Origin of the sequence: Endozoicomonas ascidiicola, assembly GCF_001646945.1 — a bacterium.
In the GTDB taxonomy this organism is placed as follows: Bacteria; Pseudomonadota; Gammaproteobacteria; order Pseudomonadales; family Endozoicomonadaceae; genus Endozoicomonas; species Endozoicomonas ascidiicola.
Genome location: NZ_LUTV01000001.1, coordinates 230,607 through 256,078, shown reverse-complemented (window position 1 = coordinate 256,078; position 25,472 = coordinate 230,607). Strand labels below are relative to the sequence as shown.

Sequence of the window (25,472 nt, the reverse complement as noted above, 5' to 3'; positions counted from 1 at the left end):
TCAGGAAAAGGGATATAGTGCATGAAGTACGACCGGAGCGATGATCCGTTTGATCCAGCATCCTTTGGCAAGGTTGCTGTACTTTATGGTGGTCACTCTGCGGAGCGGGAAGTGAGTCTGAACAGTGGTCAGCGCATTTTTGACTCCCTGAAAAGTCAGGGTGTGGAATGCTTGTTGATTGACACGGCTGAACACGACTCAGCAGAGCGTTATGTCGAGCAGTTACTGAATTACAAGCCGGATATGGCATTTATTGCGCTTCACGGTCGTGGTGGTGAAGACGGTACTATGCAGGGCTTCCTGGAAAGCATGGGCATTCCATACACTGGTAGTGGTGTGATGGCATCTGCTCTGGCCATGGATAAGTACCGTTGTAAACTGCTATGGCAGTCTATTGGTCTGCCAACGGCTGAGTTTGCGCTGATTACGGATTTTGACAATATCGACAGTCTTGAATACGCAGAAACCTTGTTGCCTGCATTTGTGAAGCCTTCTCTGGAAGGTTCCAGTGTTGGGGTTACTCGAGTTGATCGTCGTCAGGATCTCGAAGCCGCCTGTCGCCGTGCCGGTGAGCATAAAGGGCCTGTATTGGTGGAGTCGTTCATTGATGGTCCGGAATTCACTGTAGGTATTCTTAATGGTCAGGTGTTGCCTGCTATTCGGGTAGAGGCAACCAGTGAATTTTATGACTACGAAGCGAAATACTTATCGGATTCTACCCGCTACCATTTGCCCAGCGGTCTGACCGAGGTGAAAGAGCAAGAGCTGCAGGCCATTGCCCTGACGGCTTTTGAATCCATCGGTTGTGAAGGCTGGGGGCGTGTGGATTTCATGCAGGATCAGCAGGGACGTTTTTGGTTGCTGGAAGTGAATACGATCCCAGGCATGACCGATCATAGTCTTGTGCCCATGGCGGCCAATGCTGCCGGGTTATCTTTTGATGATCTGATTGTTGAGATACTGAACACCGCCAGCGGTAGGTAAGGTTGAATGGCGGCGTTTGGTCATTCCAGTTCATCCAGAGGGGCAACGAGAAGCCCGACGGCATCGCTTTTGGATAAACCGGAAAAGCGACGTTTGAACTGGAAAAGAGTGCTGCAGTTGATGATTTCTGTAGCGTTTATATCAGGGGTGTTGGCTTTTGCCCCGCGAATTATGGACTGGTTGAATCAGCCGATAGCACGAGTTGAAGTGCATTCAGGGTTTGAGCACCAGTCTAGACAGGATGTTGAAAAAGCGCTTGAGCCCATGCTGCAGGCGCAATTTTTCAGTCTCGATCTTGAGTCGATGCAAGAGGCATTGATGAGTTTGCCTTGGGTGAAGGAAGCATCCGTCAGAAAACAGTGGCCTGACCGTGTCATGGTTAATCTGGAAGAGCGGCAGGCCATAGCAAGATGGGGAAAGCACCGCTTGATCAGTAATGAGGGTGTGGTATTCGAGCCGAATAGCCTTGAGGGTTTTTCGGATGTACCTGTTCTGGCCGGTGCTGATGAGTCCGCAGAAGAGGTGATGCAGCAGTATTTGGCTGTTGGTCAGCTGCTGCGACCCATTGGTTTGAGGTTAAAAGCGCTCACCCGTAAAGACAGTGGTTCATGGTCGTTTGTTATTGGTCACGTTCAGGTCAATATTGGCCGTGATCGACAGATGGAAAGATTGCAGCGGTTTACGCGGTTGTACCACACCAGACTTGAATCGCGATGGTCTGAGGTTGACCGGGTAGATCTACGATATTTGAACGGTGCTGCAGTAGCCTGGCGAAAAAAGGCTGCAGCAGACGCAGGCTTATGATGGATAGAGACGTTTGGGAAGGTTGATGCCATGACAGCGGTGGAAAATGGAAGATTGATCGTTGGGTTGGACATAGGCACCTCCAAAGTAGTGGCTATTGTCGGCGAACTCAATGCTGAAGGTGACATTGAAGTCATTGGCATCGGCTCGCATACTTCCCGTGGGCTGAAGCGGGGTGTTGTGGTTAATATCGACTCCACAGTACACGCAATAAAACGTGCCGTTGAAGAGGCTGAGCTGATGGCTGGCTGTCAGATTCACTCTGTTTATGCCGGCATTGCAGGCAGCCATATTAAAAGCCTCAACTCTCACGGTATCGTGGCAATACGTGAGCGAGAGGTGAATGGTGCTGATGTGGATCGGGTTATTGATGCAGCTCAGGCCGTAGCTATTCCGGCTGATCAGCGGATTTTGCACATTCTGCCTCAGGAATATGCCATCGATAACCAGGAAGGCATTAAAGAGCCTCAAGGTATGTCTGGCGTAAGACTGGAAGCCAAGGTTCATTTGGTGACCTGTGCCGTCAATGCGGCTCAGAATATTGAAAACTGTATACGACGCTGTGGTCTTGAAGTCGACGACATTATTCTTGAGCAGCTGGCATCCAGTTATTCAGTGCTTTCTGAAGATGAGAAAGAACTGGGTGTCTGTATGGTGGATATTGGCGGTGGTACTACCGATATAGCCATCTTTACTGAAGGGGCTATTCGTCATACGGCAGTGATTCCGATAGCGGGTGATCAGGTGACCAATGACATTGCCATGGCTTTGAGAACACCGACCCAGAATGCAGAAGATATAAAGATTAAATACGCCTGTGCATTGGCGCAACTGGCGGGGGCGGATGAAACCATAAAAGTCCCCAGTGTTGGTGATCGGGCACCTCGAGAGTTGTCAAGACAGGCATTGGCGGAGGTGGTGGAGCCGCGTTATGACGAATTATTCACATTAATAAATGCGGAAATCCGTCGAAGTGGCTTTGAAGACTTGATTCCAGCAGGTATTGTGCTGACCGGTGGCACCTCAAAAATTGAAGGCGCAATTGAGTTGGCGGAAGAGATTTTCCATATGCCTGTCAGGCTGGGTGTTCCCCTGGCGGTAAAAGGTTTAAGTGATGTAGTGAATAACCCGATTTATTCGACAGGTGTTGGGTTACTGCATTACGGACAGAAAATGCAAAAGGACGGTCTGAAAAAGGCGGTTCCGGGTAAAAATCAGGAAGCCGGGCTTGTTGAAAAAATGAAGCGCTGGTTCCAGAATTTCTGATGCTTTTTTGATACTACGGCGGCGTGCTGTAAATATCGGTGACGGCATTGCTCTGAATTTGTTAGATTAAGGGTGATAAAAAGGAGATGACCATGTTTGAATTGGTGGATAGCGTACCGCAGGAAGCGGTCATCAAAGTGATTGGCGTTGGTGGCGGCGGTGGTAATGCTGTTGTACATATGCTCAAGAGTCAGCTTGAAGGGGTTGAGTTTGTCTGTGCAAATACAGATGCTCAGGCACTGAAAAAGCAACACGTTCAGGCGCATACTCATCTGCAGTTGGGTGCTTCTATCACTCGCGGGCTGGGTGCTGGCGCTAATCCGAATGTTGGCCGTGAAGCGGCGATGGAAGACCGTGAACGTATTGCCGAGCTGCTCAAAGGCGCAGATATGATATTCATCGCTGCCGGTATGGGCGGTGGTACGGGTACCGGTGCAGCACCAGTGGTTGCTCAGATTGCCCGTGAAATGGGTGCGCTGACGGTAGCGGTCGTGACCAAGCCGTTTGGTTTCGAAGGCAAGCGTCGTATGGCTATTGCTGAAGAAGGTTTGAAAGAGTTGCAGGAACATGTTGACTCTCTGATTACTATCCCTAACGAGAAGCTGTTGCCAGTTTTGGGCAGCGATGTCAGCCTGCTGAACGCTTTTGGTGCAGCCAATGATGTATTGCTCGGCGCTGTGCAAGGCATTTCGGAACTGATTACTCGAGACGGCTTGATTAACGTTGACTTTGCCGATGTGCGCACAGTTATGTCTGAAATGGGCATGGCGATGATGGGCACAGGTGTTGCTACTGGCTCAGGTCGTGCAGGTGAAGCAGCTGAGAAAGCCATTCGCAGCCCGCTTCTTGAAGATGTTGATCTGGAAGGCGCTAAGGGCGTGCTGGTCAATATTACCGCAGGTCTGGACTTTACTGTTGGTGAATACAATCAAGTGGGTGAAGTGGTTAACCAGTTTGCATCGAATGATGCGACCGTGGTTATTGGCACAGTTATTGATCCTGAATTGACTGACGAACTCAGAGTCACCGTTGTGGCTACCGGTATTGGTATTGCGGGAGCGAGAGAACCTCTGAAGGTTGTCGAAAAACCGGCGCCTAAAAAGAACGATGGTAGCGTGGATTACAAAGGTCTGGATGTGTCTCCTCTGATTCGTGAACAGAGAAAGAAACATGAGGAAGGCCTTGAGCAGCGTAGCGAGACTAAGCGACCCTCTTCCTCTGGAGACAGTGTTGACTATCTTGATATCCCAGCGTTCTTAAGACGGCAGGCAGACTAAATTGGATGTGGCAATGTGAACTTGTGTCAAATGTTACTTTTGTTACAATGCTACGTTGCATCCAAAGAATATAGGCCTGTAAAGGTCGCGGAACACCCTTATCATGATCAGACAACGTACACTTAAAAACATTATTAGAGCGACAGGAGTGGGTTTGCACTCTGGTGAGAAAGTTTATCTCACCCTGAAACCTGCACCTGTGGATACCGGCATCATCTTTTGCCGTACCGACCTGGAACCGGTCGTTGAAATTCCTGCGTTTGGCCTGAACGTTGGTCAGACGACACTGTGCACCTCTCTGCACAAAGACGGTGTTCGAGTTGATACTGTTGAACATCTGCTTTCTGCGATGGCTGGCCTGGGTATCGATAATGCCTACGTCGAAGTTAGCGCCCATGAAGTGCCTATTATGGACGGAAGCGCAGGTCCTTTTGTCTTCCTGCTTCAGTCTGCAGGCATTCAAGAACAGAATGCACCTAAGAAATTTATCCGGATCAAAAAAGAAGTGACCGTAAAGGATGGCGATAAAACCGCTACCTTCAAACCGTTCAACGGCTTTAAAGTCAGCTTCACGATTGATTTTGACCATCCGGTATTCACTAGCCGCTCACAAACTGCCAGCATCGACTTTTCAAGTACCTCTTTTGTGAAAGAAGTAAGTCGTGCTCGTACTTTCGGTTTTATTCGCGATGTTGAGTACATGCGTTCCCAGAATCTGGCTCTGGGTGGTAGTGTGGATAACGCCGTTGTTGTTGATGACTATCGAATTCTTAACGAAGATGGCCTGCGTTATCACGATGAATTTGTTAAGCACAAAATGCTGGATGCGATTGGTGATCTTTACCTGATGGGCCATAGCCTGATTGGTGAGTTTATCGGTTATAAGTCTGGCCATGGGCTGAACAACAAACTGGTAAGAGAAATTCTGGCCAATGAGCATCTCTGGGAAATCGTCACCTTTGAAGATGCCGAGGTTTCTCCAATCGCTTACCAGAAGCCTGCGGCAGTTCCCGCCTGATAGAGCTGTTTGTCCCGATCTGAATCATGATACTTTGCAGACTGCGTAAGCAGTCTGGGTTGGGTCGCTTAGTGCGGCCCTGTTTTTGTGTGTAACACTTACCAAAATTTATCTTCAGGGAGTTCCCCTGTTGTTGAAATCTGTACAAAAATTAAAAGAATGATGATTTTCAACGATAAAATTGATATCCGTACTTGCACATTCAGCTGTCGATCATGTGAAATACCTCTGGGGCTGACAGGTGTAGCCTGTTTGTTATCAAAAATTAAGGGCAAAAGATGAAGATCATAGTTGTAGACGAAAAGTACTCACGCACAAGAACTCTGGCTGGGAGTAGCGTGGGCTTTGGTATGATGCTCGGCTGTGTTCTTCTGTTGATGGCCGCTCTCGGCAGCAGTGCCACCTATTTCTGGATGAAGCGCGGCCATGCTGATTTTTTGACGCAGGAAGGCGTTGCAAACTGGAAGCAGGTGATTGAGTTACAGCAGCAGGATATCGGTATAGTTAGGCAACAGACTCAGCATCAGGTTGATGCTCTGATGCTTCGGATGTCTGAGCTGCAAGGCCGTTTGACTCGTCTGGATGCTCTGGGAGAACGATTGACTGCCAAAGCCAAACTGAATGATGGTGAGTTTGATTTCAGTGAAGCCCCAGCGATTGGTGGTCCACAGGATTTAATGACGTCCGACGAAGCCTTTCATCAGCTGACCTTAATGGATGCTATTGATGAGCTATCTGGCCAGATTGAAAGCCGTGAGCAGCAACTTGATCTGCTTGATCGTCTGATTTCCAATCGCACCATTTATGATGATTCATTCCTTGCAGGCCTGCCTGTTCGCAAAGGTTGGCTTTCTTCCCGCTATGGTCGCAGAACAGACCCCTTTACTGGTCGGCCAGCCTGGCATAACGGTGTAGATTTTGCCGGTAAGCGTGGCTCGGAAGTGATTTCAGTGGCGGCTGGCGTGGTTGTCTGGTCTGGCAAAAGGTCAGGCTTTGGGCTTCTGGTGGAAGTTAATCATGGTAATGGATACCTGACCCGTTACGCCCATAATGAAGAAAGCCTGGTGAAAGTGGGTGATATTGTCTCCAGAGGCGAAGCTCTTGCCAAAATGGGGAGTTCTGGTCGCTCAACAGGCCCTCATGTGCATTTTGAAGTGTTGAAAGATGGACAGCCACAGGATCCAGCCAAATATATTTACAGAGCCAGTAAGTAGCTCTTTGATTCTGTCATCGATTTGTGCCTATCTCATAAAGCCCTTTTATAGGGCTTTATGTTTTTTGACTTTTATCATTGAGTACAAAAAGCTCGACCCAGCGCTGATTATCCCAACTACACACTCCCTAAATACTGACCTTTTCGTTATACAACGTTTTATACCAATCGCATTCTCTAAATCCCTATTGCGCTGACTACCTGAAGCGCAACTCTGCGTTGAAACTCCTCACATCTGCGTTGAAACTCCTCGCCATAGCTCTGCTATGACTCGTCACTTCCCCTTACTTTGCACTCCAGTTCGTCATGCGCATGACGGGTTTAGAAAATTTGATTGGTATCGCTAGGAGCCTGTCGGACTTAGAACAACTTTTGAGTATAATACCCGCAAGATCGTAAAAGACAGCCAGCCAATGAACAAATGGACTTTCAGACCCATTGACCGAGACATCCCTGACTTTTTTCCTGCCACTGTTCAGGATTATCTGCCAGAGGTGCATCTTGCTCGCTTTGTTGTAGAGGTGGTTGAGCAGCTAGACCTCACACCTTTGATCAGCGCCTATAAAGGAAGGGGTTCTAAAGCCTGGCATCCATCCCTCATGCTGTCGTTATTGTTCTATGGATATGCAACAGGTGTCTTCTCCAGTCGCAAACTGGAGAAAGCAACTTATGACTCCATCGCCTTTCGATATATCTGCGCCAACGAGCATCCGGATCACGACAGTATCAACACCTTTCGCCAGCGCTTCCGTAAAGAAATCAGTGAACTTTTTGTTCAGATATTGTTGATTGCGCAACAGGCAGAATGGTTGAAGCTGGGAACCATCAGCCTCGATGGAACCAAGATGAAGGCCAATGCCAGCAAACACAAGGCGCTCAGTTACAAGCACGCATGCAAGCTCGAAAAGCAGCTCAAGGCAGAAGTTGAAGAGCTCCTCAGGATGGCTGAAAAAGCAGATACTGAAAAATTGCCAGACGAATTATCCATTCCTGATGAGCTGAAACGCAGGGAAGATCGCCTCAAGGTGATTGCCGATGCCAAAGCTGAAATTGAGCGACGAGCTGAAGAACGTTATCAGCAAGAGCTGGCAGAATTCCAGGACAAAGTTGCCCGTCGTGATGCGATCAGAGATACGGGAAAAAAGCCACGGGGCAAAGAACCGAAAGCCCCTACGCCGGGTCCCAGGGACAAAGATCAAGTCAACCTGACAGATCCGGAGTCTCGCATAATGCCAACGTCTGCTAACGGTTTTGTACAGGCTTATAATGCGCAGGCCGCAGTAGATAACGACAGTGGTCTTATTGTTGAAAATCATATTACTCAGGCGACCAATGACAAACAACAGGTAGCGCCTGCCCTCGAAGAACTGGCCTCTCGTGCAGAGCAGATTGGCAAGCCCAGCGCGATTCTTGCCGACACGGGCTACTTCAGTCAGGGCAATGTGTCTGCTGTGGATAAGTTTGGAGCTATCCCTTACATTGCAGAAAAGAAGGATGCCCATAACAAACCTTTACTGGAGCGCTTTAAGCCCGATGAGCCGATGCCCGCAGGCGATGATGTTACCGCACTGGAGTTGATGCGTTGGCGATTGCAAACCAGGGAAGGACGGGCGGTGTATGCATTGAGAAAAAGCACCATTGAGCCAACGTTTGGGATACAGAAGGAAGTGATGGGATACCGTCAATTTCTGGTCCGTGGTCTTGAAGCAGTGTCTGCTGAATGGGATCTTCTGTGCATGGGTTTTAACCTGAAGCGGATGTTTACGCTGATGCTGAAAGATCTTCAGGAAAGTATCATTTTTATGCAGTTTATTTCAGCTTACAGGTTATTTGTCGCATGCATTTGGATATTTGGGCAAAAGAGACTGACGACATAAACAGCACTTCCAGACTGGATTCTGTGATTTTTGACTTTATTGCGGCCCATCTCCGGTTTTTACTTTCAAGTCCGACAGCCTCCTAGAAAGAAATACAGCTAATATAGATGAGACTTTGCTTTGATTGTCATAGAATGTTGGACTATTACGCGCTTGTCTGCTCCAGCCCGGATTTGTTGGTAGGAGGGCGGCTCCGGAAACAGAGTGTGAGACTGTTAACAACTTATGTTTGCTTCATTAATTAAGAAAATATTTGGTAGTCGTAACGACCGCCAGCTCAAGCGGATGGGCAAAACTGTCAAATCCATCAATGCTCTTGAAGAAAGTCTGGCAGCCCTGAGTGATGAAGAGCTCAAGGGAAAGACTGCGGAATTTCGTGAGCGGTTTGAAAAGGGGGAAACCCTGGATGACATGCTGCCTGAAGCTTTCGCCGTAGTGCGGGAAGCGGGTAAGCGAATCATGGGGATGCGTCACTTCGACGTTCAGCTGATCGGTGGTATGACCCTTAACGAAGGTCATATTGCAGAAATGCGCACCGGTGAAGGTAAAACACTCGTTGCTACCCTGGCTGCTTATCTGAATGCTATTCCTGGTAAAGGCGTACACGTGGTTACGGTAAACGACTACCTGGCACGTCGTGATGCTAACTGGATGCGTCCTCTCTATGAGTTTCTCGGTATGAGTGTGGGCATTGTCGTGCCACAGCAGGACCCGGAAGAAAAAAGAGAAGCCTACAAAGCCGATATCACCTACGGTACCAACAACGAGTTTGGTTTTGATTACCTCCGTGACAACATGGCATTCAGAAAAGAAGATCGTTTCCAACGTGAACTCTTCTTCTCCATTGTTGACGAGGTGGACTCCATCCTGATTGATGAAGCCCGAACGCCTCTGATTATCTCCGGTCCTGCTGAAGATTCCTCCGAACTCTATCGTCGTATGAATCTGCTGGTACCGATGCTAAAGCGTCAGGATCCATTGCCAGAAGATCAGGATCCCCGTGAAGTAGATGCGTCAGAACTCACCGGCCACTATTCAGTAGACGAAAAGAGTCGTCAGGTTGAGCTAAATGAGCTGGGGCATCAGTTTGTCGAAGAAGTTCTGCAAAAAGAAGGTCTGCTGCCAGAAGGTGAAAGCCTGTATGCATCGAACAACCTGAACCTGTTGCACCATGTCAACTCGGCTCTGAAAGCACACGTGCTGTTTACCCGTAACGTTGAATATATTGTACAGAACAATGAAGTGATGCTGGTTGATGAGCACACGGGTCGTTCCATGCCGGGTCGTCGTTTGTCAGAAGGTCTGCATCAGGCCATTGAAGCCAAAGAAGGCCTGAACATTCAGGCAGAAAGTCAGACTTTGGCTTCCACCACCTTCCAGAACTACTTCCGTAACTACGACAAACTGTCTGGCATGACCGGTACAGCGGATACCGAAGCCTTTGAATTCCGTCAGATTTACGGCCTTGACGTTATTGTTATCCCAACCCATAAAGAAATGGTGCGTCAGGATGGTAATGATCTGGTGTATCTGACCATTGCCGAAAAATACGAAGCTATTATTGAAGATATCAAAGAAACGGTAGTCGCCCGTCGTCCAATTCTGGTGGGTACCGCGTCAATCGACTCTTCTGAACACTTGTCTCAGGCTTTGGAAAAGGCAGGCATTCCTCATCAGGTACTGAACGCCAAATTCCACGAAAAAGAAGCCGAGATTATTGCCCAGGCGGGTCGTCCGGGTGCCGTTACCATTGCCACCAACATGGCGGGTCGTGGTACCGACATCATGCTCGGTGGCAACTGGAAATCCGAAGTGGCCGAGTTGGATAACCCGACTCAAGAACAGATCGATAAGGTTAAAGCAGATTGGCAGAAGCTTCATAAAGAAGTGTTGGAAGCCGGTGGTTTGCACATTATTGGTACTGAACGTCACGAATCCCGCCGGATTGATAACCAGCTGCGTGGTCGTTCCGGTCGTCAGGGTGATCCGGGTTCATCCCGCTTCTATCTGTCTCTGGAAGACAGCCTGATGCGCATCTTTGCCTCGGAGCGGGTGAAGAGCTTTATGAAAGCCCTGGGTATGGAAAAGGGTGAAGCGATTGAGCACCGCATGGTGACCAATGCTATTGAAAAAGCCCAGCGTAAGGTGGAAGGCCGCAACTTCGATATTCGTAAGCAGCTGCTGGAATACGATGATGTCGCGAACGATCAACGTAAAGTGGTGTACACCCAGCGCGATGAACTACTGAACGCCGATGATGTATCTTCCAGTATCGAAGCACTCCGTGAAGATGTGGTGCACGATCTGATCAGCCAGTACATTCCACCTCAGAGCCTTGAGGAACAGTGGGATGTGAAAGGTCTTGAAGAAAAACTGGGCAGTGAGCTGAACGAGCGGATGCCAGTTCAACAGTGGTTGGACGACGATGATCGCTTAGATGAAGAGGCGCTGCGTGAACGTATTCTGCAAACGGTGATTGACTCCTATCGTAAGAAGGAAGAGCTTGCCGGTGCTGAAGTGCTCCGTAATTTTGAGAAGCATATTTTACTGCGTATTCTCGATGATAAGTGGAAAGAGCATCTGGCCACTATGGATCATCTGCGTCAGGGCATACATCTGCGTGGTTACGCCCAGAAAAACCCTAAGCAGGAATACAAACGCGAAGCTTTTGAGCTGTTCCAGCAAATGCTGGAAGATATTAAATACGACACTATTCGTATTATCTCCCACGTTCAGGTTCAGGAAGATGATCGAACTGCCGAGATGGAAAGCCAGCGTCGTGAAGAGATGGCTCGTCGAATGCAGTTTGAACATGCTCAGGCTCAAGTGGTAGAAGGAGAGTCTGGTGAAGAAGCGCCAGATACCGAAGCGCATCAACCCTTTGTTCGTGAAGGTCGCAAAGTGGGTCGTAACGATGCATGCCCATGCGGCTCTGGTAAAAAGTACAAGCAGTGTCACGGTAAAATTGCCTGATCACTGACGGGTAATTTGTCACTACTGTATTTTCTGACATAAACTGCGGGTCAGTTCTTTAAGAGCTGGCCCGTTTTTTTATTGCAACGCTTCTTATAACAACTTAAGCATAAAGTGGGAGTCACCGATGGCAACGGGAGTCGATGAGTGGGTTGAAGTGAAACCCGTAAAAGGGTTTCGCCTGGGCACTGCGATGGCGGGTATCCGAAAACCCGGAAGACGTGATCTCGTCATTATGAACTGGGATTCAGGCAGTTCTGTTGCCGGTGTTTTTACCCGTAATCGATTCTGTGCTGCACCGGTACACCTTAGTCGCGCAAGGCTTGCTAATGATCCTGAATACTTTTTGGTAAACACGGGTAATGCCAATGCCGGTACTGGCGATGCCGGCATGGCTGCAGCAAAAATGACAACCCTTGAATTGGCCAGAGTTGCCGGTATTGACGAAAATAAAGTGCTTCCGTTTTCTACCGGTGTGATTGGTGAGCAGTTGCCGGTTGATCGTCTTTGTAAGGGTATTCCCACTGCATTGGAGGATTTACAGGAAGATAACTGGTACAGCGCGGCGGAAGGCATCATGACCACAGATACCCGGCCGAAAGGTGCATCCCGTCAGTTTGTGCATGAAGGTAAGTTGTACACAATTTCCGGCATGAGCAAAGGGGCGGGCATGATTAAGCCGGACATGGCCACCATGCTGGCATTTATTGCAACGGATGTGGCTGTGGACCAGAACTACCTTCAGTTGTTATTGAGAGACATCGCTAACCAATCGTTCAATCGAATTACCATTGATGGTGATACCTCCACTAACGACAGTTTTATGCTGGTAGCCACCGGTGCTGCGGGGAATGACGTGATCGATGCCAGTGAATCCGATCTGGCGCAAAAATTCATCCAAAATCTAAAGGAAGTGTCTGTTGAGCTTGCTCAAGCCATTGTGAAAGATGGTGAAGGCGCTACCAAGTTTGTCACGGTTCGTGTCGAAGGTGGAGCGAGCCAGCAAGATTCATTAGAGGTAGCCTACACAGTGGCGCATTCACCGCTGGTGAAAACGGCTTTGTTCGCCAGTGATCCGAACTGGGGTCGTATTCTGGCTGCGGTGGGCAGAGCGCCCGTTGCAACACTGGATGTTGATCAGGTGTCTATCTGGCTGGATGATGTTGCCATTGTGAACAGTGGACAGCCTGCCGTAGGTTACACGGAAGCAGCGGGTCAGAAGATAATGAGCCAGGAGTCCATCACCATTCGAATTGCGCTCGGGCAAGGCAAGGCCGTTGAAGAGATCTGGACCACCGATTTATCCCATGACTATGTGAAGATCAATGCTGAATATCGAACCTGAAGTCGCCAATAAAAAAATCATTCATGTGGCTGTCGGTGTCATTCTTGGTGATGACGGTCGGGTTCTGCTGGCGAAACGACCGAATAGTAAGCACATGGGCGGGCTCTGGGAGTTTCCTGGTGGCAAGGTTGAGCCCGGAGAGTTGGTGACGGATGCTTTGAAGCGTGAGCTTAGAGAAGAATTAGCGATCGAAGTGGAAAGTTTCAAGCCGCTTATTTGTCTCCGTCATGATTACCCGGATAGAACAGTGCTTTTGGATACCTGGATCGTCAAAGGAGTTACAGGGTGCGCCAGAGGCAATGAGGGGCAAATCATAGAATGGGTGGAAGCCTCTCGTCTAGACGAGTACGAATTTCCTGAAGCTAATAAAGCGATTCTCAGGGCATTTACATTGCCTGATCGCTATATGATTACAGGGCATTTTGATGAAAAGGTGGAACTTTTTCAAAAGGTGTCAACTGCGTTAGACAAAGGTATTCGCTTAATTCAATTTCGAGCACCTTGGTTGGAGCGCAATGTTTATCTCGACATGGCTAGAGAACTCTCTGAGCAGGTTAAAGCACAATCGGGCACGTTACTGATCAAAGGCGAGCTGGCGCTTCTTCAAGAGTCTTGGTGCCGCGGCCTTCATTTGACGACTCGCCAGTTGGATGAGTGTACAGATTATCCAAAAGAGCACAATGGCAAGCTGCTGGCTGCATCCTGTCACGACGAGCCTCAGGTTAAGAGAGCGCAGGCGCTAGGGATGGATTTCATCACTGTCTCTCCGGTGAACAAAACGAGATCCCACCCAGAGGTCAGCCCATTAGGGTATGAAAAGGCAGGGCAACTAACAGCCTGTGCTGCACTGCCGGTTTACTGGCTTGGTGGTATGGATGAAGTAGACATTGATGTCGCCCAGAGCAAAGGGGCTCAAGGTGTTGCTGCTATTCATGCTATCTGGTTTTTTTTATAATATAAGATGGGTTATTTATTTCAAATTAGAATAATTGACCAAGGAACCAATTAAAAGTCTCCCTCTCTAAAACATCAGTGCAATAAATTCATTACTAAATAAGAGAGGAACTAATGTCGATTACAGGAGCAACTCAAACTCAACTGAATCAAACATCCACGGCTCAGCAGCAGCAACTGCAGACTGAGCAGGAGTCGGGCTCGAAATGGCTTTGTGTGAATGTTTTTCATGGTGTACGTAGTATTTTTGGGCGTAAATGCAATGTGCTTGTGAATACGATAGCTTTCATTGCTGCAAGCACAGTAGCGCTTGGCTCTCTTGCTCTGGAGCCTGTCAACAGACTGTATATTCTATGTACCGGAAAACCGCTCTATCAGCGGAAGTGTTCAGTGATTTCGGCTGAGCAGGTGCAAAAACAAATCCCCTTATTTGAACAGCTACAAAACGAAAAAAATGAAGTTGCATCCTTAAACAATATGGTGGCTAATTTAGAAGAAACAGCTAAAACGGCTAGTGCAACTATTCAAGATAAGGACGAGAGACTTAGTGCTCTCGAAGGCAAATTGCAAGAACGAATCAAGCGTGAGAAAAAACTGCATGAGTTTTGTGCAGAAAAAAAGATTACATTTGATCAATTGGCAGAAAATTTAAAGCAATTAGAAGAAAATATATTACCCGAAATGAAAGCTGCAAAAACACAGCTTGATAAAATAGGTGAGGAGTTGAAACATAAAGACAAGCTGATAGAAGAGCAGGGAACTGAATTAACAAGGCTGAATGATGAACTGAAAACTGAATTAGCTGCTTTAAATGAAGCGCAGAACAAACTGGCTGGTGTTGAGCAAGAACTCGGCTTAAGTACAGAGCACGTTCATGGCCTCAATGAAAAATTAAGGAAAGAAAATAAGGAGTCTATGACCCTTCAAGGTGCGTTAAGAAAAACAGAAGCTCAATTAGGTCACACTGTGTCTCAGCACAAAGCTGAAGTTGAAGTGCATAGGGCGGCAATGGATGGATTAAGGCAAAGTCTCGATACAAAAGAAGGCGAAGTTCGTGAGATGACAGCCCAGTTAGCGAATCAACAACGGCAGCTCGAATTCGTTGGGGTACAACGTTATGAAGCCGGTCAGGAAAACTCTGCTCTCAAGGGCGAGAGAGATGCTCTGTTACAGAAATTGAAGGTCGCTGAGGAGTCTAATGCTCAGCTTGAGGCTGGTAAGCGGATAATGGAGGAGCAAGCGGCTAAGACAAATAAGGATATTGAGAACCTGTTTGTGACTATTGATAATAAAGAAGCAGAAATCAGTAAGCTAAAGGAGGAGATGCAAGGGCTTGAAGGTTGGCTAAGAAGTTCTCAGATGAATAATTTGGGTGCTCAGCCTGATCAATGTCCTGCCTGAAGGTTATGAGTAATTGGAAAACCGTATTGATTCATTTTTTTCCAAAAAGATGACCAATGTCCTGTTGAACATATGATCGCTCGGAGTGTTAACAGCATTGAGKCACCTTCTTCTTTCCAGCGCATACCTGATCTGCACATCCTCTGTTTCACCAATATTTTACAGGCCGCTTCAGTAACCCCAGAGCCGATTGGTAAATGGGCGCTCAGGGCTTCCGGATAGACCATCTTTTTCCAGTTGTTCTTAAAGTAGGTTCTTGCCTTGTACAGCTTCTCCATCGATGCCAGACGATTATTCCCCGGTGATGATTTCTTTAATTCCTTGGTCAGACGCTGTGCTCCACCAACTTCATGTTTCAGCTCATGGAGTTTTTCTTTCAGCCATGCATGCCGTTGTTGCTTGTTTTTAACTCCCGGATAGATCGCTTCCGCAGCGTCTGCCACATACTCAGAAGCATGATAAAAATCCAGAACCTGAACGGACACAAAAGGCTTAAGGAAAGTCCAGTTATCGGGAGCACCATCGGCAACGCCAACATAAGTGGCATCAGGGAATCGTCGTTTAACTTTTTCTATCTCTGCAGAAAATCGCTTCATAAAGGTTTGCTTGCCATATTCAGGCGCTGCAGCGCAGTAGATCGTATGAAGTCGATCACCGTCATCATTCAATAATGCAATGGTTCCACACATAGCAATGCGGTAGTTGCCATCACGATAGAGCAGAGTTGTTCCATCCAGACCAAGAGATACGGTAGCTACTGGCTCTGGTAGTTGAGGAATGTCGTAAGTCCAACTTTCTTCTTTTGCCTGGGCAATACTGGCCACGACATCAGAAATATCTTTAAGCGTGGCCCGGCTGCTTGATCTCCTGTGATTCTGAAGCAAATCTGCTTCAACCTGAGGAGCAGCCATGTTGGCATACTTCCAGCTGACCATGCGAGCAAATGCTGGCGTCGAGTTGACGATAATGCGTGCATTCTGATCAAGAGGGCAGAACGTTTTACCTCCCTTACTGCTCTGATAAACATAGCGCTCTACTGGACACTGCCCCCATGGAGACTCATAAACCTTGAGTTCTTTCTTTTTCTTGCAGGTCATACTGATAGAGCCAAGCTGAATAGGAGAGCCATCAGTGTCGAGGTACTCCAGCTGTTTAGCAGATGCCAGACGGCCAGCATCATTAAGCTCGTCCTGTAACAGATCTTCAAACTCCAACATTGACTTTCCATGCTGGATAGTGATGAGAACTTGGGTTTCGGAGTTTTTTGAAGAAAGTATCTGGGCAGGCATGGCAGCAAACATAAACGTCAGTAGTCAATTACTAATAGAGTAGATGCTTTTTAAATACTTGCTACATTATTCAGGCTGAGCACCCAATAATTTAGCACCAGGGTCATTTGATGAACTTGACGGTGATGACGAACATTCTGATGCCTGCCAAACACTTGATACAGTCGATGGCAATACTGATAGCACAGCTCCTCAACAGCATTCAGAACAGAACGCTTCAGACTTTTCAAGCGGTTCAGAAACAGACATCGTCGCATCAGATGAATCGGTTCAAACTGTTATTGATCTCACGGAGCAATTGGAGGCCAATGCCTGAAACAGATACTTCTTTTCGTCTGACTGAGGAAAATAAACCAAAACTCATTTGAAACATACGGTTCTAAATGAGCAGATAAATTGATCCAAAGCATGAAACGAAAAACGATTCAAGACGTATAATTACAGATCATTTTTTGCCATAACTATTCGATTCATGCTTAAAGTCCTACACGATAAATGGAATCAATCCCCAGAATGCCTCTATCAATCTGGATTATCAGAACCTCACCATAGGACGCGCGAACGCTTTATGGCCCTTTATCAAGTCTGTTGTGAGCAATCCGCTTCACAGGTGGCCTTCAGCACCAAACGCGCAACACACACCTTGTGGAAATGGATCAAAGCTTATAATGAATTCGGCCCAAAAGCTCTCCAGTATAAGCGTACAGGCGGGCACCCCCCTTTTGTCTAACCGTTACCTCAATCATCACTCAAGCCATCCACCGTTCGGCTGAAGCCGCTGCAAATGCTGAAAAGTCGTCACTCCCTCGCTGGACTCTTAAAAGGTTAGTAAACTGGTGCAAGGTGAAATGGAGCTTTACTTGCTCCCGGGAAACTATTCGCCGTGTTTTGAAAAGGAATAATATCTCCTGGAAAAAGGCGAAGAAGCTCCTGAATCGTGCCGATCCTGAAAAAAGAGCAGACTATCTGAAGCAGCTTGAGCCGTTACTTCAGCAGGCAACCAGGCAAGAAAAACTGATCGTTTATATTGACGAAGCGCACATTCATCAGGATACGGATATCGGTAGTGGGTGGTCAGCTAAAGGCGGTAGACTCTTTGTGTCTTCTTGCTCTCCAGGGCTATCCAAAGTCACGTTTTACGGGATTTATTACTACAACGAGGGCCAGGTTAGGATTTGGCCATACCCCAAAGGCAATTCACAACATACTGTGAATGTTCTGGAGCGTATTCGACAGGAGAATCTTGAACGACAAATTACTGTTATTTGGGATGGTGCGTCCTATCATCGGTCATTTGACGTCTGCGAGGCTGCAAAAAATCTAAAAATAGAGCTAGTCTGGCTACCTCCGTACAGTCCTGATTTTATGCCAGTTGAGGCTCTTTGGCGTTGGTTGAGAGAGGAGGTAACTTATCATTATTGTCATAGCACCCAAGATGAACTGGTGAAGAATGTCAAAGCCTTCTGCGTGCAGATTAACCAAAAACCAGTCGAGTTAGCCGACAGACTCCATACCAAGACGTCTCTTGACGAGGAGGAAGAGGTGCTCAGAAAACCGGTTAAGCCAAAACCAAAATAAAACCGATGGTTTCAAGTGAGTTTTGGTTTAACACAAGAGCCGGGAGTTAAATCCCGGCTTTTTTATAGGCAGTCGTTAATGTCTGGTTGGAAAATCATCCATCTCTTCTGACATTAAATCATCAAATGCAGGGTCACCGGGAATCGCGTGTTCTTCCTTCGCCCAGGCACCTAAATCAATCAGCTTGCAGCGCTCACAACAAAAGGGGCGATACTTGTTTTCCGGAATCCATTTCACAGCTTTGGAACAATGAGGGCAGTTAACAGTCTTGGTCATGATTTTGAGTGTTTTGGGATTCTGTTGGAATGTTCTGGTGCAGTATTTTCTGCACCAGATCAGATGAAATGATTAATTTGCCTGAGGAGGCAGTGGTGCAGCCAGAGGAGGTTGTTCCTGTTTGCTGCCTCCAATCAAGCCAAAGGTCAGCGTGCTCCAGATGGATGGATCAACATCATCGAATACCTTGTATCCGGTAAAGTTACCCTCAGCGTCCAGTGATGGGTGATCCGGGTAATTCAGTTTCAGTACCGCCAATGCCTGAGTAGCTGGTTGAGTCAGGTTCAGGTGCTGATACCCTTCAACCATAATGCTCAACGCTTCTGGCACGGCAGGCGTCTGCTGCATGTTCTCTACTACGTATTGCCCGCGGTTAATGGCAGCCACATACTCTTTGCGCTTCAGATAGAAATTGGCAGCGTGGATTTCATATCCAGCTAGACGGTTACGCAGGGCAATCATTCTCTGGCGGGCATCCGGAGCGTATTTACTTTCCGGGTAGCGGCTTAATAGTTCAGAAAACTCATTAAAAGAAACCCGCGCCTGACCAGGATCACGACGGGTCAGATCCAGTGGCAGGTAGCGTTCCAGCAAGCCCATAGCGGCGGTGTTGGATGCCAGGCCTTTCATGTAATAGGCGTAGTCGGCATCAGGGTGCTGAGGGTGCAGGCGGATAAAACGGTCTGCCGCCGCTTTGGACGCTTCAGGCTCGGTGTTTTTGAAGTAGGCGTAAATGATGTCCAGCTGTGCCTGCTCGGCAAACGCACCGAAAGGGTAGCGGGATTCGAGAGTGCGCAGAGATTTCACAGCTTCTGAATAGCGGCCATCATCAATGGATTTGCTGGCCATTTGATAGAGTTCCGCTTCAGAGAGGGACTCTGGCAGTTGTTCATCATCGGAACCGGAAGAAGCACAGCCGGCAAGAATAAGTGCTGTCAGTGTTACGGCTACTGATCTGAATATCGTGGTTTTGATCACAAGAGGTGAAAAGAACCTGGGCAATTTGTAATTCAGTAATGTCATGGCGCTTGTGAATAATCTCTTCTGAATAGTCTCTTGTGGTAAACTTTCGAACACTGTTATCACTGCATTTAAACACAGTATGCCGTTATCGCAAAAGGCTAAGCTTGCCATTTGTAGGATTAACACTGTACTCACTGTTTTAAGTCGATGTTTTTTAGTAGAGAGTCCCGAATGGGTGATGTTGTTAAAACCATACATGAGAGCGTAACGGTCCCTGATGATCTCGGTGGCCGACGCTTTGATCAGGTGGCTGCTGCCAGTTTTTCCGGATTTTCCCGGGCAAAGTTGCAAGAGTGGATTCGAGATGGTCATCTGCTGGTGGACGGTGAATCCCGAAAGCCAAAAGATAAACTGTACGGCGGTGAGCAACTGACGCTTTCCGTTGAAATTGAAAACGACAAGCAATGGCAGGCGGAAAATATTCCTCTGGATATTGTTTATGAAGATGATGACATTATTGTCATCAATAAGCCGGCGGGCCTGGTCGTTCACCCGGCAGCAGGTAATTACACCGGCACGTTGCTGAACGCACTGCTTTACCATTATCCGGATAATGCCGCCATTCCCCGTGCTGGTATTGTGCACCGACTGGACAAAGACACCACCGGCCTGATGGTCGTTGCTCGAACCCATGAAGCTCATGGTGATTTGGTAGCACAGCTGCAAGATCGAACAGTGCATCGTGAATATGAAGCGGTGGTTAGAGGAGTGATGACCAGTGGTGGCGTTGTGGATGCGCCTATTGGCCGCCATCCCCAGAATCGTTTGAAAATGGCGGTGGTGCGTGGTGGTAAAACGGCCATCACGCACTATCGTGTGCTCAAGCGTTTTAAGGCGTTTACTCATATTCGCCTGCAGTTGGAAACCGGCAGAACGCACCAGATTCGTGTGCACATGAGTCATCAGCGTTATCCTCTGGTTGGCGATGATCTGTACGGCGGTGGTTTGAAATTGCCGAAATCCTGCCCGGAAGCGCTGGAAGCGATGCTTCGTACTTTCCGTCGTCAGGCGCTTCATGCGCGTCAGTTAGGCTTGATTCATCCAGCCTCTGGCGAATACATGGAATGGGAAGTCCCTTTAACGGACGATTTTCAGGCTCTGCTGGATTCTCTTGCGGCGAATGAGCCAAAGCCGGAACAACTCTAAACAGTCAGGAGGTTCCACAAAACAGTGAACCTTCAGGTTAGGGTAGCGGCAAATAAGAAATTCCCAGCGTCATCCCCGCGAAGGCGGGGATCCATTGTCATGGTAGATTCCCGCCTTCGCGGGAATGACGATTCATTGGTAATTTGCTTATTACCGTTACCCTTAGACAAAACAGGGCACGATGCTGTGAATAATAAACGATACCTTCCTGTTGATTGGCCAGCCCCTTCCCATATTAAAGCGGTGGTCACTACCCGTCAGAGCGAAGGCTTTGATGTGCAAGATGGGTTTTCTGCTTTCAACCTGGGGTTGTATTCCGGTGAGGCTGTTGATGTGATTCAGACAAATCGACAGCAACTGCAAGATGACCTGAAGCTGGCAGAGTCACCTTTGTGGTTAAAGCAGATTCACGGCATCGAGGTGGCTGACGTAGCGACCAGTGATCAGGAAGTGGAAGCGGATGCGTCTGTTTCAAGCCAGCCGGGTATGGCTGCTGCCGTGTTAACTGCTGATTGTTTGCCAGTATTGTTCACTAATGTTGATGGTTCTGTCGTCGCCGCGGCTCATGCTGGTTGGAAGGGATTGGTGAACGGTGTGCTGGAGTCTACGGTAACAGCCATGAACGTTGCGCCGGCCACTGTCATGGCTTGGTTTGGGCCGGCCATCAGCCAGTCAAATTTTGAAGTGGGGCCTGAAGTACGAGAACAGTTTCTGGCTGCAGATGCGGGTTGCGAAGCGGCTTTCATCCCCGGGAAAGGCGACCGCTGGTTTGCGGATCTTTATGCGCTGGCAACCAGACGGTTGAATCGAATAGGTGTTGAGCAAATATACGGTGGAGGCTTCTGCACGTTTGATCAGCAAGACCAGTTTTATTCCTATCGAAGGGATGGCAAAACTTCCGGAAGAATGGCTTCTCTGATTTGGATTCAATCATAACGAATAAGTTCCGACAGATATGAAACATCTGCCTTGAATTACGCCCGTCTAACGCCATATTAAAAGGTATCGACAGGTAATTCTTCTTACCCGGGAGGTTTTTCATGAGAATGGATCGACTGACCAGCAAGCTTCAATCTGCTCTGGCCGATGCTCAATCACTGGCCATTGGTAAAGACAACAGTCAGATTGAACCCGTACATCTTCTGCTGGCAATGATTGATCAGAAAGGCGGTTCGGTCAGGCCGCTGTTAATGCAGGTCGGGTTTGATGTATCTACCTTGCGCAGTGACCTGAACGGCATGCTGGAAAACCTGGCTCAGGTCGGCACGCCCACCGGTGACATTCAAACCTCCCAACCCCTCTACCGAATGCTGAATCTGGCGGATAAAAAAGCCCAGAATGCCGGCGATCAATTTATCTCCAGTGAAACCATGCTACTGGTGATGATGGAAGACGAGGGCGATATTGGCAAATTGCTGACCAGTCAGGGTGTCAGTAAAAAAGCGCTGGAAAATGCCATCAAGAATATCCGTGGCGGTGCCTCAATTAATGACGCTAACGCAGAAGATAATCGGGATTCTCTAAATAAATACACCGTTGACCTGACTGAACTGGCAGAAGCGGGCAAGCTCGACCCGGTGATCGGCCGTGACGATGAAATTCGTCGTACCGTTCAGGTGCTTCAACGCAGAACCAAAAACAACCCTGTTATTATCGGCGAACCTGGTGTTGGTAAAACCGCCATTGTGGAAGGGCTGGCTCAGCGGATTATCAATGGTGAAGTGCCGGAAGGTTTAAAAGGCAAGCGTCTTTTATCTCTGGATATGGGCTCCTTGATTGCCGGTGCGAAATTTCGTGGTGAATTTGAAGAGCGGTTAAAAGCTGTGCTAAACGATCTTTCAAAGCAGGAAGGTCAGATCATTCTCTTTATCGATGAAATCCACACCATGGTCGGTGCTGGTAAAGGCGATGGCGCTATGGATGCAGGCAATATGTTAAAGCCTGCGCTGGCTCGTGGTGAATTGCACTGTGTCGGAGCGACGACACTGGACGAATATCGTAAATACATTGAAAAAGACGCAGCCCTTGAACGACGCTTCCAGAAAGTGCTGGTGGATGAGCCGACCGAAGAAGACGCTATTGCCATTCTTCGTGGCCTGAAAGAACGTTACGAAGCGCATCACGGTGTGGATATTACCGACCCTGCCATAATTGCATCCGTTAAATTATCTCAACGGTACATTACGGATCGACAGTTGCCGGATAAAGCCATCGACTTGATTGATGAAGCCGCCAGCCGCATTCGCATGGAAATGGATTCCAAACCGGAAGCCATGGATAAGCTGGAACGCCGCTTAATTCAATTGAAAATCGAACAGGAAGCCCTGAAAAAAGAAGACGATGCTGCTTCTAAAGAGCGTCTGTCGAAACTCAACGATCAGGTGAGTGAGCTTGAGCGAGAATATTCCGACATGGAAGATGTCTGGAAAGCCGAGAAAGCGCAGCTGCAAGGCGGACAAAAACTCCGTGAAGAAAAAGAAAAACTGCTGATTGAATTGGAAGCTGCAAAGCGATCTGGCGATCTGACCAAAATGTCAGAAATTCAGTACGGCGCATTACCGGAGCTGGATAAGAAACTCGCTCAGGCTGATGCGGTAGAAAGCGGCGAAAATCAGTTATTGCGAAATCGCGTTACCGAAGAACAGATAGCTGATGTGGTGTCTAAGTGGACTGGCATTCCTGTTGCCAAAATGCTGGAAGGCGAAAAAGAGAAACTGCTTCAGATGGAAGTCGTTCTGCACAATCGAGTGATTGGTCAGGATGAGGCGGTGGTTGCTGTTGCCAATGCAGTGCGCCGTTCAAGAGCGGGCCTTGCGGATCCAAACCGACCCAATGGCTCATTTATGTTTCTTGGCCCAACCGGTGTGGGTAAAACGGAGCTTTGTAAGTCACTGGCGGAATTCCTGTTTGATACGGAAGATGCCATTGTCCGAATCGATATGTCCGAGTTTATGGAGAAGCACTCCGTTTCTCGTCTATTGGGTGCGCCCCCCGGTTATGTTGGCTATGAAGAAGGTGGCTATCTGACAGAAGCCGTACGTCGTAAGCCGTATTCTCTGGTACTTCTGGACGAAGTGGAAAAGGCGCATCCCGATGTGTTTAATATTTTACTTCAGGTATTGGAAGATGGTCGTTTAACAGATGGCCAGGGCAGAACCGTAGACTTTAAAAATACAGTGATTGTTATGACGTCAAATCTGGGTTCTGACCTGATTCATTCTTTCCAGAGCAAGGACGGTGAAACCAATTTTGAAGAGTTGAAAGAGACGCTGGTTGAGGTCGTGGGCACACACTTTCGACCTGAGTTTGTGAACCGTATTGATGAAGTAGTGGTGTTCCATCCATTGGCAGCAAGTCAGATCAAAGCCATTGCCAGCATCCAACTGGCTAACCTGGATCGTCGTCTGGCAGAGAACAGTCTTAAACTTGAACTGTCTGATGAGGCTCTGGATCAGTTGGCAGAAGTAGGCTTCGACCCGGTATACGGCGCTCGCCCATTAAAACGAGCGATTCAGCGCAGTATTGAAAACCCGTTGGCGGAAGCTATTTTATCAGGCCGCTATAAGCCGGGAGATACGATCAAGGTGGTGGTTGAAGACAACCAATTACATTTTTCTTAAATCGGTTCTGCTGTAAATACCTCATGAGAATGCTAATACTCATGGGGCTTTTCTCGATACGGTTTTTATGAATAAATATCTCCTTGAGATACACATAACCGTTCAATGGTTTGAAGCAACAGTTCGGGCGATAAGTTGGTACTTTGCATGAGCTTTTGAAAGGCTTGATCTGAGTTGTGACCTATGAACAACGCTTTTAGCTCTTCGAACGTTACATCAGTTGCAAATGCCAAATTAGAAAGAGCGTTGTTAATAGTGCTGTCTTCCTGAAAATCAGCTTCAACGAGCCTGGAAGACTGTAAATTCAAAAAATTGTCTCGATTCTCTTCCACAAACACATCCCAATGGTTGGTCAACCGATTCATGATATCTGTATTAACAGTTGTCTTCTGTGGTAGCGTCGAGGCAGAATGGATTGGATTAGCGGTAGAAGTGCTTGCTGAACAATGGTGGCTGTTTCCACTGCTTCTCACAGCTTGTTCGTAAGAGGGTAATACTACTCTAGTGGATGAGTGTTCGGGGTGGTTTGGAGCTGTGGCAGAGGTGCTGGTTTGCATATCTCGAATGATTGCTCGAACAACATTAGCGAGATTTTGCTTGGTGTCTGTAATGCTTCGATTGGATTTTAATGCGCTGTAAAAAACCTGAAAAAGGAATTCAGAAGCACTTTCGCGTTTTTTGTCATAAAACAAATTATTAACTGTGTTTCGGTTTGAGTACTTCAAGTGCTGTGTAAGGCTATCAATCAGGCGTTCTTTTGAATCTTCCGTAGTGAAGCGGATCAGTTGATCAACGGCAATTTTGTAAATGTCGCCATTCTTAACGGGGCTCTGCGATTCTGATGCCGAAAAGTTGAATTCAGGAAGGTTTGGCTCTGGCTGAAGCGATTCGTTGTAGCTTGGTGGCTGACCACTCATTTGCTGGTTAAAGATGGGCTCCATTGTCTCATGAATAGCAGAGGTTAACGCTAACAGTTCATGCTTCCATCTCAGCCGATTATATGACGAGACGAGTGTTTTATACAAGGCTTCGCTAGGACTTGATTGATTGTTTACCATATAGTGCCATACATTTCCTTCTTTCATGTTTAGCTGATCGGCAAGGCAGGTAACCAGTTGGGGTTGGGTTTCTTTGATCATATACTTTATAAGTTTGTCGATGGCAGCATACCTATCATCTTCTGTGATGTTTTGTTGCGGCTGTGAAACACGGTGAGTGTGAATGGGTTGGTGGGTATATTGCTGCCGGGGAATATGCCTTTCTTGTGCCGTTGCTGAGGATACATTCAAACCAGAAAACCGCCCAGAAAGATTTAAGGTTTGCTCTGGGTGAGTGGGACTATCTTCTGCATCATCAGAAGCCTGAAACGGATAAGATAGTTTTTCTGGTACCCGTGTGTTCGTATTGGACATTCTTTTAATCTCCATG

18 protein-coding genes and 1 pseudogene are annotated in these 25,472 nt (G+C 47.7%); 15 read left to right on the top strand and 4 right to left on the bottom strand.

All coding sequences use genetic code 11. From position 1 onward, the window contains the following. Positions 1-21 precede the first annotated feature (21 nt). The 11 genes and pseudogenes from AKL11_RS00925 to AKL11_RS00875 all read left to right on the top strand — a co-directional run bounded on the left by AKL11_RS00925 (position 22) and on the right by AKL11_RS00875 (position 15,112). The gene (locus tag AKL11_RS00925) at positions 22-984 is read left to right on the top strand and encodes a D-alanine--D-alanine ligase (protein WP_067514668.1); all 963 of its coding nucleotides are present in this window, start codon (positions 22-24) and stop codon (positions 982-984) included. 6 nt (positions 985-990) lie between these two features. Beyond that, on the top strand, positions 991-1,788 hold the full coding sequence (locus AKL11_RS00920; protein ID WP_067514666.1) for a cell division protein FtsQ/DivIB: 798 nt from the start codon (positions 991-993) through the stop codon (positions 1,786-1,788). Positions 1,789-1,818: 30 nt separating this feature from the next. Then, on the top strand, positions 1,819-3,054 hold the full coding sequence (gene ftsA, locus AKL11_RS00915) for a cell division protein FtsA (RefSeq protein WP_067514664.1): 1,236 nt from the start codon (positions 1,819-1,821) through the stop codon (positions 3,052-3,054). A 92-nt stretch (positions 3,055-3,146) separates the two neighbouring features. Further along, on the top strand, positions 3,147-4,331 hold the full coding sequence (gene ftsZ / locus AKL11_RS00910; protein ID WP_067514662.1) for a cell division protein FtsZ: 1,185 nt from the start codon (positions 3,147-3,149) through the stop codon (positions 4,329-4,331). Between the two features lie 103 nt (positions 4,332-4,434). After that, entirely contained in the window at positions 4,435-5,349 is a 915-nt protein-coding gene (lpxC, locus tag AKL11_RS00905) for a UDP-3-O-acyl-N-acetylglucosamine deacetylase (protein ID WP_067514660.1), read from the top strand. A 278-nt stretch (positions 5,350-5,627) separates the two neighbouring features. After that, positions 5,628-6,563, top strand: a complete 936-nt coding sequence (locus AKL11_RS00900; protein WP_067514658.1) for a M23 family metallopeptidase — start codon at positions 5,628-5,630, stop codon at positions 6,561-6,563. 412 nt (positions 6,564-6,975) lie between these two features. Continuing rightward, a pseudogene (locus tag AKL11_RS00895) lies at positions 6,976-8,331 on the top strand (IS1182 family transposase); the annotation flags it as partial. Positions 8,332-8,664: 333 nt separating this feature from the next. Then, complete coding sequence (gene secA, locus AKL11_RS00890) at positions 8,665-11,412, top strand: preprotein translocase subunit SecA (protein WP_067514654.1); 2,748 nt, start codon at positions 8,665-8,667, stop codon at positions 11,410-11,412. Positions 11,413-11,539: 127 nt separating this feature from the next. Next, positions 11,540-12,757, top strand: a complete 1,218-nt coding sequence (gene argJ / locus AKL11_RS00885) for a bifunctional glutamate N-acetyltransferase/amino-acid acetyltransferase ArgJ (RefSeq protein WP_067514652.1) — start codon at positions 11,540-11,542, stop codon at positions 12,755-12,757. After that, positions 12,738-13,712: a Nudix family hydrolase gene (locus AKL11_RS00880; protein ID WP_067514650.1), complete on the top strand. Its 975-nt coding sequence runs from the start codon at positions 12,738-12,740 to the stop codon at positions 13,710-13,712. Before argJ ends, AKL11_RS00880 begins: the two co-directional genes overlap by 20 nt. 113 nt (positions 13,713-13,825) lie before the next feature. After that, positions 13,826-15,112, top strand: a complete 1,287-nt coding sequence (locus AKL11_RS00875; RefSeq protein WP_067514648.1) for a coiled-coil domain-containing protein — start codon at positions 13,826-13,828, stop codon at positions 15,110-15,112. Here the strand turns inward: AKL11_RS00875 and AKL11_RS00870 are convergent. Then, entirely contained in the window at positions 15,097-16,401 is a 1,305-nt protein-coding gene (locus tag AKL11_RS00870) for an ISKra4 family transposase (protein WP_067515320.1), read from the bottom strand. The two genes, AKL11_RS00875 and AKL11_RS00870, sit on opposite strands and share 16 nt — an antisense overlap. A 741-nt stretch (positions 16,402-17,142) precedes the next feature. On the opposite strand from AKL11_RS00870, the gene AKL11_RS00860 reads away from it, so the two are divergent. Beyond that, a complete protein-coding gene (locus AKL11_RS00860) occupies positions 17,143-17,979 on the top strand; it encodes an IS630 family transposase (protein WP_157673403.1) in 837 nt (278 codons plus the stop codon). Between the two features lie 75 nt (positions 17,980-18,054). Here the strand turns inward: AKL11_RS00860 and yacG are convergent, their stop codons facing one another. Then, the gene (yacG, locus tag AKL11_RS00855; RefSeq protein WP_067514642.1) at positions 18,055-18,255 is read right to left on the bottom strand and encodes a DNA gyrase inhibitor YacG; all 201 of its coding nucleotides are present in this window, start codon (positions 18,253-18,255) and stop codon (positions 18,055-18,057) included. Positions 18,256-18,327: 72 nt separating this feature from the next. Beyond that, a complete protein-coding gene (locus AKL11_RS00850) occupies positions 18,328-19,278 on the bottom strand; it encodes an outer membrane protein assembly factor BamD (protein ID WP_095210066.1) in 951 nt (316 codons plus the stop codon). A 171-nt stretch (positions 19,279-19,449) separates the two neighbouring features. On the opposite strand from AKL11_RS00850, the gene rluD reads away from it, so the two are divergent. The 3 genes from rluD (at position 19,450) to clpB (ending at position 24,044) form a co-directional block, all read left to right on the top strand. Then, positions 19,450-20,424 carry a 23S rRNA pseudouridine(1911/1915/1917) synthase RluD gene (rluD, locus tag AKL11_RS00845; protein WP_067514640.1) on the top strand — a complete coding sequence of 325 codons (975 nt, stop codon included), beginning with the start codon at positions 19,450-19,452 and terminating at the stop codon, positions 20,422-20,424. 99 nt (positions 20,425-20,523) lie between these two features. Then, a complete protein-coding gene (gene pgeF, locus AKL11_RS00840) occupies positions 20,524-21,360 on the top strand; it encodes a peptidoglycan editing factor PgeF (RefSeq protein ID WP_095210065.1) in 837 nt (278 codons plus the stop codon). Positions 21,361-21,464: 104 nt separating this feature from the next. Continuing rightward, positions 21,465-24,044, top strand: a complete 2,580-nt coding sequence (gene clpB / locus AKL11_RS00835; RefSeq protein ID WP_067514638.1) for an ATP-dependent chaperone ClpB — start codon at positions 21,465-21,467, stop codon at positions 24,042-24,044. Positions 24,045-24,109: 65 nt separating this feature from the next. Here the strand turns inward: clpB and AKL11_RS00830 are convergent, their stop codons facing one another. Further along, entirely contained in the window at positions 24,110-25,456 is a 1,347-nt protein-coding gene (locus AKL11_RS00830; RefSeq protein ID WP_067514636.1) for a hypothetical protein, read from the bottom strand. Between the last annotated feature and the right edge of the window lie 16 nt (positions 25,457-25,472).

Coding starts and splice junctions, on each gene's coding strand:
- AKL11_RS00925 (WP_067514668.1), top strand. CDS start 22: ATGAAGTACGACCGGAGCGATGATCCGTTTGATCCAGCATCCTTTGGC.
- AKL11_RS00920 (WP_067514666.1), top strand. CDS start 991: ATGGCGGCGTTTGGTCATTCCAGTTCATCCAGAGGGGCAACGAGAAGC.
- ftsA (WP_067514664.1), top strand. CDS start 1,819: ATGACAGCGGTGGAAAATGGAAGATTGATCGTTGGGTTGGACATAGGC.
- ftsZ (WP_067514662.1), top strand. CDS start 3,147: ATGTTTGAATTGGTGGATAGCGTACCGCAGGAAGCGGTCATCAAAGTG.
- lpxC (WP_067514660.1), top strand. CDS start 4,435: ATGATCAGACAACGTACACTTAAAAACATTATTAGAGCGACAGGAGTG.
- AKL11_RS00900 (WP_067514658.1), top strand. CDS start 5,628: ATGAAGATCATAGTTGTAGACGAAAAGTACTCACGCACAAGAACTCTG.
- secA (WP_067514654.1), top strand. CDS start 8,665: ATGTTTGCTTCATTAATTAAGAAAATATTTGGTAGTCGTAACGACCGC.
- argJ (WP_067514652.1), top strand. CDS start 11,540: ATGGCAACGGGAGTCGATGAGTGGGTTGAAGTGAAACCCGTAAAAGGG.
- AKL11_RS00880 (WP_067514650.1), top strand. CDS start 12,738: ATGCTGAATATCGAACCTGAAGTCGCCAATAAAAAAATCATTCATGTG.
- AKL11_RS00875 (WP_067514648.1), top strand. CDS start 13,826: ATGTCGATTACAGGAGCAACTCAAACTCAACTGAATCAAACATCCACG.
- yacG (WP_067514642.1), bottom strand. CDS start 18,255: ATGACCAAGACTGTTAACTGCCCTCATTGTTCCAAAGCTGTGAAATGG.
- AKL11_RS00850 (WP_095210066.1), bottom strand. CDS start 19,278: ATGACATTACTGAATTACAAATTGCCCAGGTTCTTTTCACCTCTTGTG.
- rluD (WP_067514640.1), top strand. CDS start 19,450: ATGGGTGATGTTGTTAAAACCATACATGAGAGCGTAACGGTCCCTGAT.
- pgeF (WP_095210065.1), top strand. CDS start 20,524: ATGGTAGATTCCCGCCTTCGCGGGAATGACGATTCATTGGTAATTTGC.
- clpB (WP_067514638.1), top strand. CDS start 21,465: ATGAGAATGGATCGACTGACCAGCAAGCTTCAATCTGCTCTGGCCGAT.
- AKL11_RS00830 (WP_067514636.1), bottom strand. CDS start 25,456: ATGTCCAATACGAACACACGGGTACCAGAAAAACTATCTTATCCGTTT.